Source organism: Mycobacterium sp. NAZ190054 (genome assembly GCF_001545925.1).
Taxonomy (GTDB): domain Bacteria; phylum Actinomycetota; class Actinomycetes; order Mycobacteriales; family Mycobacteriaceae; genus Mycobacterium.
Genome location: NZ_LMVQ01000087.1, coordinates 1 through 12,691 on the forward strand (window position 1 = coordinate 1; position 12,691 = coordinate 12,691).

Consider the following 12,691-nt stretch of genomic DNA (forward strand, 5'->3'; position numbering starts at 1 on the left):
GCGCCCGCTCGGCGAGGGCGTCGACGTCGGAGAACCGGCCCATGCGCGCCGAGGTGAGCGCAGCTGCCGACGCCGCCCAGCCGACCGCGGTCTCGTCGGCGTCGGCCGACGAGAGCACTTCGTCGGCGAGTTCGAGTGCGCGGTCCAGGTTTCCGGCGTTCATCGTGAACGTCGCCGACAACGCGTCGAGCGTGACCCGGGCGGCCGGTGAGGACACCTTGCCGCGGGTCGTCCGCAGGAACGCGGTCGCGCGTTCCGGCTCGGACAGCATCCAGAACTGGTTGGCCGCCGTCGGCAACGCCCACGCCATCAGCTCGTCCTCGGTCAGCCCCGCCGGGTCGATCTCGGCGAGCACCTCGTCGGCCTCCCGGCCCCGGCCCTGCCAGGCCAGCGCATAACCCACCGTCAGCCGGGCGCTCAGGTCCGGCGCCGTCCCGAGCGCCGCGCGGCCCAGCCGTTCGCTGAGCTCAAGATCGCCCAGCCGCAACGCATCCCGCGCGGCGGCGCACATGTCGGGTAACGGCAGCGGGCGGTCCCCGCCCACCGCCAGTACGGCCAGCCGCAGCCGGCTTACCACGCCGATGCAGCCCGTGGAGATCTGCGCGACCATCGCGGTGCGCAGCCGGCGCAGGTCGGGGCCGCCGAGCTCGTCGCGGACCGCGTCGAGGAACAGCGGGTGGGCCGGACGCAGCTCGTCGTCCTCGACCACGACCGCGCCGGACCGCAACGCCTCGTCGACGGTGTCGAGATCGGTCAGTGCTTCGGCGTCGGCGCGGCTCAACGGGTCCGAGACGGCCAGGAACTCCAGGATGCGGTGGGCGGCGGCCGGCAGCGCGTCGACGAACTCCCCGATCCTCGTCATCAACCGGCCGTCGTCGTGGCCGGGCGGCTCCAGATCGACCCGGGTGACCAGACCGTCACGCCACAGCGCAGCGATCTCGGCGGGCACCGTGACACCGCCTGCGGTCGCGGTCAGCAGCAGCCGCGCCGTTGCGCTCACCGCCAGCTGATACACCAGCGCCGCCGACAGCGGATCCAGCAGGTGCGCGTCGTCGACCACCAGTAGGCGTCCGTCACCCAGCGCGTCCCGCGCGGCGCGCAGAACCGTTGTGGTGCTGCCACTCTCGGGTACGTCGAGCAGTCTCTCGAACGCGGCGAACGGAACCGCCTGGCGCGATGCTGTCGCGCGCACCCGGTCGACCCGCGCGAAGTCGGTGCCCAGCCGGTCGGCGGCCGAGCGTGCCAGCGTGGTCTTGCCGACGCCCGCGGGTCCGATCAGCACCGCGCCGGCGCGCGCCCGGACCCCGGCTTCGAGTTGCCCGAGAGCGGGTTCGGGCGGTGCGGTGACCCATCCCAGAGGCGCAGGCACATGGCGGAGTCTATGTGGCTAGGTTGGTGCTGTGTCCCGAGATCAAGCTCGTGAGTGGGCTGTCTGCGTCTACTGCGCGTCGGGCCCGGTGCACCCCGGCCTGCTGCAGCTGGCCCGCAGGGTCGGCGAGGGGATCGCCGCGCGGGGCTGGACGCTGGTGTCCGGAGGCGGCAACGTCTCGGCGATGGGCGCGGTGGCCATCGCGGCGCGCTCGCGTGGCGGCTACACCGTCGGCGTCATCCCGAAGCGCCTGGTGCACCGGGAGGTCGCCGACACCGAGGCCGACGAACTCGTCGTCACCGACACGATGCGGGAACGCAAACAGGTGATGGAGGACCGCGCCGACGCGTTCATCGCGCTGCCCGGCGGGATCGGCACCCTCGAGGAGTTCTTCGAAGCCTGGACAGCGGCCTATTTGGGTATGCACACCAAACCGATCGTGATGCTCGACCCGTTCGGGCACTACGACGGCCTGCTGGCCTGGTTGCGCGGGCTGGTCGGAACCGGCTACGTCGCCGAGGACGCGATGCGACGCCTGACCGTCGTCGACGATGTGGATGCCGCTCTGGCAGCGTGTGCGCCCGGCTAGGGTGACCCTCAAATCAACAGCGGAGGAAGAGCGGCAACTATGACGAACCCGTCGGGGACCCGTAGCAGCGTCGGGCTGCTCGATATCGCCAAGCAGGTACCCGGTTTTCTGATGGACACGCCGACCATCGTGCGCGGCGTCGTGACCGGGTTCGGGGCCCGCCCCACCGCCAAGACATCGATCGGCAAGGTCTTCCAGGACCGCGCCGCCCAGTACGCCGGCAAGGTCTTCCTGAAGTTCGAGGACCGGGAGATCACCTACGGCGAAGCCAACGAGACCGTCAACCGCTACGCGGCCGTGCTCGCCGCACGCGGGGTGGGGCACGGCGACGTCGTCGGCATCATGATGCGCAACTCGCCGGAGCCGGTGCTGCTCATGCTCGCGGCCGTCAAATGCGGTGCGATCTCCGGCATGCTGAACTACAACCAGCGCGACGAGGTGCTCAAACACAGCCTCGGGCTGCTCTCGGCGTCGGTGGTCGTCGCCGAGACCGAGTTCATCGAGCCCATCACCGAGTCCGGCGCCGGCACCGACGGGCTGATGACCCTCGACGAGCTCAAGCAACTCGCCGAGACCGCGCCCACCACCAACCCGGCCACCACCTCGGCCGTGCTGGCCAAGGACAAGGCGTTCTACATCTTCACCTCCGGCACCACCGGGATGCCGAAGGCCAGCGTGATGACCCACTATCGCTGGTTGCGCGCGCTGGCCGGTTTCGGCGGCCTCGGCATGCGGCTGAACAGCAACGACACGCTGTACTGCTGCCTGCCGCTCTACCACAACAACGCGCTGACCGTCGCGCTGTCCTCGGTGCTGAACTCCGGCGCCGCGCTGGCCATCGGCAAGTCGTTCTCGGCGTCGAAGTTCTGGGACGACGTCATCCGCTACGACGCCACCGCGTTCGTCTACATCGGCGAGGTCTGCGCCTATCTGCTCAACCAGCCGGAGAAGCCCACCGACCGCCGGCACAAGGTGCGCGTCATCTGCGGCAACGGTCTGCGCCCGGCGATCTGGGACGAGTTCACCCGGCGGTTCGGCATCAAGCGGGTCTGCGAGTTCTACGCCGCCAGCGAGGGCAACACCGCGTTCGTCAACGTGCTCAACATCGACAAGACCACCGGCATCTGTCCGAGCCCGATCGCGTTCGTCGAGTACGACGAAGACTCCGGTGACCCGGTGCGCGACGAGGACGGCCGGGTCCGGAAGGTCAAGAACGGCGAGCCCGGTCTGCTGCTGTCCAAGGTGAGCAGCTTCCAGCCCTTCGACGGTTACACCGACAAGAAGGAGACGGAGAAGAAGCTCGTCCGGGACGCGTTCAAGAAGGGCGACGTCTGGTTCAACACCGGCGACCTGATGCGGGCCCAGGGCTTCGGCCACGCCGCGTTCACCGACCGGCTCGGCGACACCTTCCGCTGGAAGGGCGAGAACGTCGCCACCACCGAGGTGGAGGCCGCGGTGTCCACCGACGGGCAGGTCGAGGAGTGCACGGTGTTCGGCGTCGAGATCCCCGACACCGGCGGCAAGGCCGGCATGGTCGCGATCCAGCTCAAGGACGGCCAGGAGTTCGACGGCAAGGCGCTGGCCGACGCGGTGTTCGACAAGCTGCCGGGTTACGCGGTGCCGTTGTTCGTCCGGGTGGTCGACGAACTGGCGCACACGTCGACGTTCAAGAGCCAGAAGGTGGACCTGCGCAAGGAGGGCTACGGCGGCAGCAGCGGTGAGGGCGACGACGACGACGTCAAGATCGACGACCCGCTGTATGTGCTGTCCGGCCGCGAGGAGGGTTACGTGCCGTTCTACGACGAGTACCCCCGCGAGGTCGCGGCGGGCAAGAAGCCCAAGTAGCGGGTGATTCGGGCGTAGTTGGTCACGCTGACGTTGACCAACTACGCCGAAATCGCGAGGGCCCGGCGAAAACGTAGCCTGGGTGCGTGGAGTCGACGTTTCTGGGACGCCCGGTGGCCGGGGACCGAGCGCTGATCATGGCGATCGTGAACCGCACCCCGGACTCGTTCTACGACCGTGGCGCGACGTTCACCGACGAGTCGGCCAAGGAGGCCGCCCACCGGGTGGTCGAGGACGGCGCCGACATCGTCGACGTCGGCGGGGTCAAGGCCGGTCCCGGCGCGACCGTGGACGTCGCCGAGGAGATCGCGCGCGTGGTGCCGTTCATCGAGTGGTTGCGCGGCGCGTTCCCGGACCGGGTGGTCAGTGTCGACACCTGGCGCGCAGAAGTGGCAAAGCAGGCGTGTGCGGCGGGCGCGGACCTGATCAACGACACCTGGGGCGGGGTGGACCCCGATCTGGCCGGGGTGGCCGCCGAGTTCGGCGCCGGGCTGGTGTGTTCCCACACGGGCGGCGCCACGCCGCGGACACGCCCGTTCCGGGTCAATTACGGCCTGACCGAGCGCGGCGTCGTCGACGACGTCATCGCCGAGGTGACCTCGGCCGCCGAGCGGGCGGTCGCACTGGGGGTGCGCAGGGACCGGGTCATCATCGATCCGACCCACGATTTCGGCAAAAACACTTACCACGGTCTTAGTTTGTTGCGTCATGTGGAAGACCTTGTAAACACTGGATGGCCGGTCCTGATGGCCCTGAGTAACAAGGATTTTGTCGGGGAAACTCTGGGTGTGGGTTTGACCGAGCGCCTGGAGGGCACCCTCGCGGCCACCGCTCTCGCGGCGGCCGAAGGGGCCAGGATCTTTCGGGTGCACGAGGTCGGGCCCACACGTCGGGTACTGGAGATGGTTGCGTCGATCAAGGGCGCCCGTCAGCCGAAACGCACGGTGAGGGGACTGGCATGACTGTGTTGTCTGATCGCGTCAACGACCTGGAAACATACGGCGTCGCCGGACATCGGTGGCTCGGTGAGCGCAGCTGGTGCCGTCCGAACTGGACGGTGGCCGAACTCGAAGCCGCCAAGAAGGGGCGCACCGTGTCGGTGGTGCTGCCCGCGCTCAACGAGGAGGAGACGGTCGCCGGCGTCGTCGAGACCATCACCCCGTTGCTGGGCGGGCTGGTCGACGAGCTGGTCGTGCTCGACTCCGGTTCCACCGACGACACCGAGATCCGCGCCGTGGCCGCCGGTGCCCGGGTGGTCAGCCGTGAGGTGGCGCTGCCCGAGGTGCCGCCGCAGCCCGGCAAGGGTGAGGTGCTGTGGCGCTCGTTGGCGGCGACGACGGGCGACATCATCGCGTTCATCGACTCCGATCTGCTCGATCCGGACCCGATGTTCGTGCCCAAGCTGCTCGGCCCGCTGCTCACCGCCGACGGCGTGCACCTGGTCAAGGGGTTCTACCGACGCCCGCTGAAGGTCAGCGGCAGGGAGGACGCCAACGGCGGAGGCCGGGTCACCGAACTGGTGGCGCGTCCGCTGCTCGCCGCGCTGCGTCCCGAACTCATGTGCCTGTACCAACCGCTGGGCGGGGAGTACGCGGGCACGCGCGAGTTGTTGACCACGGTGCCGTTCGCGCCCGGCTACGGCGTGGAGATCGGGCTGCTCGTCGACACCTACGACAGGCTCGGCCTGGACGGGATCGCCCAGGTCAATCTCGGGGTCCGCACCCACCGCAACCGACCGCTGACCGAGCTCGCGTCGATGAGCAGGCAGGTCATCGCGACCCTGCTGTCGCGGTGCGGCATCCCGGACTCCGGGATCGGGCTCACGCAGTTCTTCGCCGACGGCGAGGACTACACCCCGCGGACGTCGACGGTCTCGCTGACCGACCGCCCGCCGATGGTCACGCTGCGCCCCCGCTGACCGGCGGGTGAGGTGGCGCCGGTGTCGGCGCTTTCAGGCAGTATCGAGGGGTGACTCTCGTCCTGCTGTACCTCGTCGTACTGGTGCTCGTCGGCATCGTGCTGTTCGCCGTCGGCAGTGTGCTGTTCGGTCGTGGTGAGGCGCTGCCGCCGCTGCCGCAGGCCACCACGGCCACCGTGCTGCCCGCCTCGGGTGTCACCGGTGCCGACGTCGACGCGGTCAAGTTCAGCCAGACCCTGCGCGGCTACAAGGTCAGCGAGGTGGACTGGGTGCTGGACCGCCTGGCCCGCGAGCTCGACACGCTCCGGGGTGAACTCGCCGCGGTGCGCGCCGCCCACGGCATCGACGGTGACGGTGGCGGTGACGCCTCCACGGTGCCGCCGCAGCACGCGCGGGACGACGCGTGAGCGCCACCGCCGCCGATCCGCGCATCCGCTGCGGATGGATCGACCAATCACGGCTTTCCGCAGCGGATTTCGAGCTGTATCGCGACTACCACGACACCGAATGGGGCCGCCCCCTGCACGATTCGGCGGCGCTGTTCGAACGCGTCAGCCTGGAAGCGTTCCAGAGCGGGTTGTCCTGGCTGATCATCCTCCGCAAGCGGGACAACTTCCGTGCCGCGTTCGACGGGTTCGACGTCGAACGCATCGCGGGTTACACCGACCGTGACGTCGACAGGCTGCTGGCCGATCCGGGGATCGTGCGCAATCGCGCGAAGATCGAAGCCACCATCGCCAACGCCCGCGTCACCGCGGAAATGGCCGAGGCCGGTGAGGATCTGGGGGAGTTGCTGTGGTCCTTCGCCCCGGCGGACCGGGTGACACGGGCGCGCCCGGCGAGCATGTCGGGGATCGCCGCCGTGACGCCCGAATCGAAGGCGATGGCCAAGGAGCTCAAGAAACGGGGCTTCCGGTTCGTCGGGCCGACCACGGCGTACGCGCTGATGCAGGCCACCGGGATGGTCGACGACCACGTCGCGAACTGCTGGGTGCCGCGGCTCTCCGACGGGCGGTAGGCCCCCGCCGCTGACCGTCCGCAACGGCACGTTCGGGTCTCTATAGCCGGGTCTTGGCACACGACCTTGCCCGGATAGGGAACAATGGAGGTCTGTAGCAGTTCAGAGCCGGGTGCTGTCGTTGCACGTCCGTAGCGTGCGGGGGCCCGGCTCACGGCAGACCAGGGCCCTGACGGGCACGCCCATGTGGAGGGAGCACTCGATGGCGGCGATGAAGCCCCGGACTGGAGACGGTCCACTGGAAGCAACCAAGGAGGGGCGAGGCATCGTGATGCGGGTACCACTGGAAGGCGGTGGCCGGCTCGTCGTCGAACTCACCCCCGAAGAGGCAGCCGCGCTGGGCGACGAACTCAAGGGTGTGACCAGCTAGGGCCGACGCCCGCTAGCTCGAGACATCGAGGTAGATCTGCAGGGTCTCCTGGGCGATGTGCGCCCAGGAGAACTCGTCGATGCACCGCTGCCGTCCCGCGCTTCCGAATTCGGCCGCGCGCTGCGGGTCGCCGACGAGCGAGTTGACCGCCGTGGCGAGTCCCTGTTCGAACGACGCGGTGTCGTCGGCGTCGTAGTGCACCAGCAGGCCCGTCCGCTGGTCGGCGACCACCTCGGGAATCCCACCGACGTCGGACGCGACCACCGCCGTCGCGCACGCCATCGCCTCGAGGTTCACGATGCCGAGCGGCTCGTACACCGACGGACACACGAAAGCGGTTGCTGCCGAAAGAATTTCGCGGATCTTGTGGGTGGGCAGCATTTCGCGTACCCAGAACACGCCGGTGCGGGCGCGGGACAGCTCCTGCACCGCCGAGGCCACCTCCTCGGCGATCTCGGGGGTGTCGGGCGCACCCGCGCACAACACCAGCTGCACCTCGGGGGCGAAATGGTGCGCGGCCGCGACCAGGTGCGCCACGCCCTTCTGCCGGGTGATCCGGCCGACGAACGCCACGATGGGCCGGGCCGGGTCCACCCCGAGTTCGGCCAGCACCGATGCGCCGGGGTCAGGCTCGGCCGGGTACCAGACCTCGGTGTCGATGCCGTTGCGCACCACGTGCACCCGGTCGGGGTCCAGCGCCGGGTAGGTGCGCAGCACATCCCTGCGCATCCCCGAACTGACCGCGATCACCGCGGCCGCGGCCTCGACGGCCGTCTTCTCGACCCAGGACGAGATGCGGTAGCCGCCGCCGAGCTGCTCGGCCTTCCACGGCCGCATCGGTTCCAGCGAGTGCGCGGTGAGCACATGCGGCACCCCGTACAGCAGCGCGGCCAGGTGCCCGGCCATGCCGGCGTACCAGGTGTGTGAGTGCACGACCGTGGCCGCCGACGCGGCGTTGACCATGTTCAGGTCGGCCGACAGCGTCGCCAGCGCGGGGTTGGCTCCGGTGAGCGCGGGATCGGGTTGTGCGACCGTGGCCCCCGGCCGCGGCGCACCCATACAGTGCACGTCGACCTCACACAGATGCCGCAACTGGGCGACCAGCTCCGTGACGTGGACACCAGCACCGCCGTAGACCTCGGGTGGATACTCCCGAGTCATCATCGCCACCCGCATCCTGTGACGGTATCCAACTTCCGAACCCGTCGCGTCGCATCCCCAATTGTCTTGACCGACAGCCCCAGAAGACGCCCTGCCGCGCGGTGGGGAGCGGCGCGCGGCGCGGCAAAAGCGGGAATGGGTGGCCGCCGTCTCCGCGTGCGGATAGGTTGGCAGCATGAGGGAAGCGCCACATGTGTTGGGCATCGTCCTCGCAGGCGGAGAAGGCAAGCGCCTCTACCCGCTGACAGCCGATCGCGCCAAGCCCGCCGTGCCCTTCGGGGGCGGCTACCGGCTCATCGATTTCGTGCTCTCCAACCTCGTCAACGCCCGCTATCTGCGGATCTGCGTGCTGACCCAGTACAAGTCGCATTCGCTGGACCGTCACATCTCGCAGAACTGGCGGCTCTCCGGGCTCGCCGGTGAATACATCACCCCGGTGCCCGCCCAACAGCGGTTGGGCCCCCGCTGGTACACCGGATCGGCCGACGCGATCTACCAGTCGATGAACCTGATCTACGACGAGGATCCGGATTACATCGTGATCTTCGGCGCCGACCACGTGTACCGGATGGACCCCGAGCAGATGGTCCAGCAACACATCGAGAGCGGTGCCGGGGCCACCGTCGCCGGTATCCGGGTGCCGCGCGCGGAGGCCACCGCGTTCGGCTGCATCGACGCCGACGACTCCGGCCGGATCCGCGGGTTCATCGAGAAACCCGCCGACCCGCCGGGCACCCCGGACGATCCCGAGCAGACCTTCGTGTCGATGGGCAACTACATCTTCACCACCAAGGTGCTGATCGACGCGATCCGCGCCGACGCCGAGGACGACGATTCCGACCACGACATGGGTGGTGACATCATCCCCCGGTTGGTCGCCGACGGGATGGCCGCGGTGTACGACTTCAGCGACAACGAGGTGCCCGGGGCCACCGAGCGTGATCACGGGTACTGGCGCGATGTCGGCACGCTGGACGCGTTCTACGACGCGCACATGGACCTGGTCTCGGTGCACCCGGTGTTCAACCTGTACAACAAGCGCTGGCCGATCCGTGGCGGAGCGGAGAACCTGGCGCCGGCCAAGTTCGTCAACGGCGGCTCGGCGCAGGAATCGGTGGTCGGCGCGGGCAGCATCATTTCGGCTGCGTCGGTGCGCAATTCGGTGCTGTCGTCCAACGTCGTCGTCGACGACGGCGCGATCGTCGAGGGCAGTGTGCTGCACCCCGGGGTGCGGATCGGGCGCGGTGCGGTGGTGCGCCACGCGATCCTGGACAAGAACGTCGTGGTGGGTCCCGGCGAGATGGTCGGCGTCGACCTGGACAAGGATCGCGAGCGGTTCTCGATCAGCGCCGGCGGGGTGGTCGCGGTCGGCAAGGGCGTCTGGATCTGACGGTTCGTCAGTGCACGGGCACGCGGCGGGCCCGGTCCGACGCCGGCCACACGTAGGGAAGGTCCTCGGGAGCGTCGGGGAACAGCGGCCGGTAGTGCTCCGGATCCTTGCGCACCAGAGCGGACTGGTGGCTGAGGTGGAAATCGCTGTCGCCGAGCCACGGTGGCAGCTCGTCCGCGGCCGCCAGCTCGTCGTAGGTGCGGACCGCCGACAGCCCGGTCCCGGCCGTGAGGTCGGCGGCCAGCGTCGCCGCGCACGTGTCACCCCGGCCCTCGGCGCACCAGACGCCGCACACCTCCAGGCCGTACCGCACCAGGGCTTCCTCGTAGCCGGCCCACATGGCCGCGGCGGGGTGGTGACGCCATCCGTAACCGGCGACGGTCAGCGCACGCAGTATCTGGATCGTCTCCACCCGCTGCTTGCCCAGTCGCCGGGTGTCCAGCGTCCGCGCGGAGTCGGCGAAGCCGGGGCGCGGCAGGAAGGTCTGCATTCCGGCGGGATACCCGTTCGCGGGCGGTTCAGGTGGCGTGGCGCGCCCGGCGCCGGCGGATCAGCGCGACCGCGGCCCACGCCAGCGCGGCGGCGGCCACGAGCACCAGGACCGGCACCAGGATCGCGACGAAGACGAGCCCGACGCTGACGACGTCCTCGGTGGTGCTGAGCACGGGTGCGGCGACCCCGGCGGTGGCGACGTTGGCGGCGGGCCGCACGGTCGATTTGGTCAGCGACACCACCAGCGCGACGACCACCCCGACGGCGACCGGGATCCACTGGCCGGACTGCGCGAACGCACCCGGATCGGTGACCGCCGCCGTCTGGGCCGCGGTGCCCGAGCCGAACACGATGCCCCCGGCGGTGGGACGGACGAACGTCTGCACCGTGTCGTTGACCGTGTCGAGCGCGGGCACCTTGTCGGCCACGACCTCCACGACCAGCAGCGCCGCCACGATCGCCATCACCCAGCCGTTCTCCAGCCAGGCCCAGCCGGCGGGCAGGGTGACCAGATCGGTGAACCGGCCCAGCAGCCCGAGCGCCAGCAGCGGGATGTAGGCGTTCAGCCCCGCCGCGGTCGCCAGGCCGAACCCGGTGAGCAGCTCCATGCGCTCAGTATGCGGCGGTTCACCACAGTCCGGGGACGAGTCGGTGGCGCACCTGCTGTTTGTAGTCGCGGTACCCGGCGAGTTCGGTGGTCAGCATGTTCTCCTCGTCGCTGATGCGCAGGGCGAGGACGATCAGCCCGGGAATGACGAACAGCAGACCCCAATACGAGGCGAGCGCGAGGGGGATGCCGATCATCATGATCACATTCTCGGAGTACATCGGATGCCGCACCACGGCGTACATGCCGGCCGTCGCCAGCTGCTGGCCGGACTCGACGGTGACATTCGCGGCCGCATAGGCATTCTGGATGACGGCGAGCATGGCGATTCCGAGCCCGAGCGCCACCAGGATGTCACCGGCGACCGACACCCCAGCGGGCACCGCCGACCAGCCGAAGCGAAAATCCAACGCGCTCACCATGATCATCGCGGCCAGTGATCCGAACGCGAGCACGCTGACCGCCTTCTGCAGGGTTCGGGTCTCGGCCCGCGGGCCGGCGTGCGTGCGGCGCCTCAGTGCCTCCGGGCTCGCCCGGCCCAGGTAGACGCTGGGGATCAGCGTCGCGAGGGCGAACACCGCGATGAACGTCCAGCCCTGCCAGTAGTCGAAGCTGCCCGCTGGCCCGAAGACCATCAGCCCGAAGACGGTGAGACCGATGGGCACCGTCCACAGTGTCTGGACAAGCGCTTTCACGATCTTCTCACCACACTCCCGGCACCAGGCGGTGGTGCACCTTCCGGGTGTATTCGGGGTATCCGCTCAGTTCCGACATGAGTGCCTTCTCCTCATCGAGGATGCGGAAGACGAAGACGGCGATGCCGGGGATGAGGACGAGCAGCCCCCAGTACGAGCCGAGCGCAAGCGGAATACCGATCGCCATGACCAACGATCCGGAGTACATCGGATGGCGTACCAGACCGTAGAGCCCGGTGGAGACCAGCGGCTGCTCGGCTTCGACCGTGATGGTCGAGGCCGCATAGCTGTTCTGGTGCACCACGAGCAGGGAGATGCCGAGGCCGAGCACCACCAGCACGTCGCCGAGCAGGACGACCGGTACGGGCACGTCCGACCAGCCGAAGCGGTGGTCGAGGGCGCTGACGATCAGCGTCACGACGAACCACAGCTGGATGCCTGCCACGATGATCTTCTGCGCGGGCCGGGTTTCCTTCGTGGGTCCGACTTTCATCCGCCGCTGCAGGACCTCGGGTTTCTTCCTGGCCCAGTAGATGCTGGGCCATGCTGTCGTGGCGGCGAACACGGCGATGAAAAGCCAAGCCTGCCAGTAATGGAACGTTCCCGCCGGTAAGAACAGCAGCACGCCGAAGAGGGTCGTCCCGGTCAGACTCATCACGATCGTCTTGAGTCTCATGCTCATCTTCCCGCCTTCCGTTCACACCGCGTCGCGGTTTCGGTAGAAGCAGTTCGCGGCCAGAGCCAGTGCCGCCGCGACGAAGACCATCACCGCCATCCCGGCCAGCGGGAAGTCCTGCGGCGCGGTGGTCTGGCCCACCGGCGACAGGTCGAGCAGCCAGCCGGGCAGGCGCAGCAGCGCGCCGAGATACAGCGAAGCGACGACGAATGTCACTGCCAGCCAACCGATCCAGGTCTGGCGGAGAGCGACGGCCACCGCGGCCACCCCGGCCAGCACCGCGAGCGCGGGTACGAATGCGACCCCGGCCAGCGTGAGCCTGAGCACCGTTTCGGGCTCGCCCAGCGCCAGCCCGGCGCCGAGACCGTTGCCCAGGCCGGCGAAGAACATCAGCACGGTCGCACCGAGCACCGCCGAGACCACCGCGGTCGACAGCCGTCGGCGGCGGTGAGATCTTCGGCATGCACGCCTCCCCACCTGACGCCGAATGTTATGTGGGATACGGGATTCAACCCGTACTCACCCGCGTCTACGAACGTGCTACCACCGCATTGTGCGAGT

14 protein-coding genes and 1 pseudogene are annotated in these 12,691 nt (G+C 69.0%); 8 read left to right on the top strand and 7 right to left on the bottom strand.

All coding sequences use genetic code 11. The features are described 5' to 3' along the window. Positions 1 to 1,369 (bottom strand): ATP-binding protein (locus tag ASJ79_RS07965; RefSeq protein WP_067954179.1); only part of this gene is annotated, 1,369 nt, incomplete at its 3' end. 31 nt (positions 1,370 to 1,400) lie between these two features. Between ASJ79_RS07965 and ASJ79_RS07970 the strand changes: the two genes are divergently transcribed. The 7 genes from ASJ79_RS07970 to ASJ79_RS08000 all read left to right on the top strand — a co-directional run bounded on the left by ASJ79_RS07970 (position 1,401) and on the right by ASJ79_RS08000 (position 7,109). Next, positions 1,401 to 1,958 carry a TIGR00730 family Rossman fold protein gene (locus ASJ79_RS07970; protein WP_067954180.1) on the top strand — a complete coding sequence of 186 codons (558 nt, stop codon included), beginning with the start codon at positions 1,401 to 1,403 and terminating at the stop codon, positions 1,956 to 1,958. Positions 1,959 to 1,997: 39 nt separating this feature from the next. Further along, entirely contained in the window at positions 1,998 to 3,803 is a 1,806-nt protein-coding gene (gene fadD6 / locus ASJ79_RS07975; RefSeq protein ID WP_067954181.1) for a long-chain-acyl-CoA synthetase FadD6, read from the top strand. A gap of 137 nt (positions 3,804 to 3,940) precedes the next feature. After that, positions 3,941 to 4,765: a dihydropteroate synthase gene (gene folP, locus ASJ79_RS07980; protein ID WP_231750776.1), complete on the top strand. Its 825-nt coding sequence runs from the start codon at positions 3,941 to 3,943 to the stop codon at positions 4,763 to 4,765. After that, complete coding sequence (locus ASJ79_RS07985) at positions 4,762 to 5,721, top strand: glucosyl-3-phosphoglycerate synthase (protein ID WP_067954183.1); 960 nt, start codon at positions 4,762 to 4,764, stop codon at positions 5,719 to 5,721. Before folP ends, ASJ79_RS07985 begins: the two co-directional genes overlap by 4 nt. A gap of 50 nt (positions 5,722 to 5,771) precedes the next feature. Further along, the gene (locus ASJ79_RS07990) at positions 5,772 to 6,128 is read left to right on the top strand and encodes a DivIVA domain-containing protein (protein ID WP_067954184.1); all 357 of its coding nucleotides are present in this window, start codon (positions 5,772 to 5,774) and stop codon (positions 6,126 to 6,128) included. Then, a complete protein-coding gene (locus ASJ79_RS07995; RefSeq protein ID WP_067954185.1) occupies positions 6,125 to 6,739 on the top strand; it encodes a DNA-3-methyladenine glycosylase I in 615 nt (204 codons plus the stop codon). Before ASJ79_RS07990 ends, ASJ79_RS07995 begins: the two co-directional genes overlap by 4 nt. 202 nt (positions 6,740 to 6,941) lie before the next feature. Continuing rightward, entirely contained in the window at positions 6,942 to 7,109 is a 168-nt protein-coding gene (locus ASJ79_RS08000; RefSeq protein ID WP_003931055.1) for a DUF3117 domain-containing protein, read from the top strand. A 12-nt stretch (positions 7,110 to 7,121) separates the two neighbouring features. Here the strand turns inward: ASJ79_RS08000 and glgA are convergent, their stop codons facing one another. Next, entirely contained in the window at positions 7,122 to 8,285 is a 1,164-nt protein-coding gene (gene glgA / locus ASJ79_RS08005) for a glycogen synthase (protein WP_156448328.1), read from the bottom strand. A 160-nt stretch (positions 8,286 to 8,445) separates the two neighbouring features. On the opposite strand from glgA, the gene glgC reads away from it, so the two are divergent. Next, a complete protein-coding gene (glgC, locus tag ASJ79_RS08010; RefSeq protein WP_067954187.1) occupies positions 8,446 to 9,660 on the top strand; it encodes a glucose-1-phosphate adenylyltransferase in 1,215 nt (404 codons plus the stop codon). A gap of 7 nt (positions 9,661 to 9,667) precedes the next feature. On the opposite strand, the gene ASJ79_RS08015 is transcribed toward glgC, so the two are convergent. The 5 genes and pseudogenes from ASJ79_RS08015 to ASJ79_RS08035 all read right to left on the bottom strand — a co-directional run. Next, positions 9,668 to 10,150, bottom strand: coding sequence for an MSMEG_6728 family protein (locus tag ASJ79_RS08015; protein WP_067954188.1), 483 nt, complete (start codon positions 10,148 to 10,150; stop codon positions 9,668 to 9,670). 28 nt (positions 10,151 to 10,178) lie between these two features. Continuing rightward, complete coding sequence (locus tag ASJ79_RS08020) at positions 10,179 to 10,760, bottom strand: DUF4126 domain-containing protein (RefSeq protein ID WP_067954189.1); 582 nt, start codon at positions 10,758 to 10,760, stop codon at positions 10,179 to 10,181. Positions 10,761 to 10,779: 19 nt separating this feature from the next. Further along, positions 10,780 to 11,454: an isoprenylcysteine carboxylmethyltransferase family protein gene (locus ASJ79_RS08025; RefSeq protein WP_067954190.1), complete on the bottom strand. Its 675-nt coding sequence runs from the start codon at positions 11,452 to 11,454 to the stop codon at positions 10,780 to 10,782. A 7-nt stretch (positions 11,455 to 11,461) separates the two neighbouring features. Continuing rightward, complete coding sequence (locus ASJ79_RS08030; RefSeq protein ID WP_067954191.1) at positions 11,462 to 12,136, bottom strand: isoprenylcysteine carboxylmethyltransferase family protein; 675 nt, start codon at positions 12,134 to 12,136, stop codon at positions 11,462 to 11,464. A 15-nt stretch (positions 12,137 to 12,151) separates the two neighbouring features. Beyond that, positions 12,152 to 12,577: pseudogene (locus ASJ79_RS08035) on the bottom strand (ABC transporter); the annotation flags it as partial. Between the last annotated feature and the right edge of the window lie 114 nt (positions 12,578 to 12,691).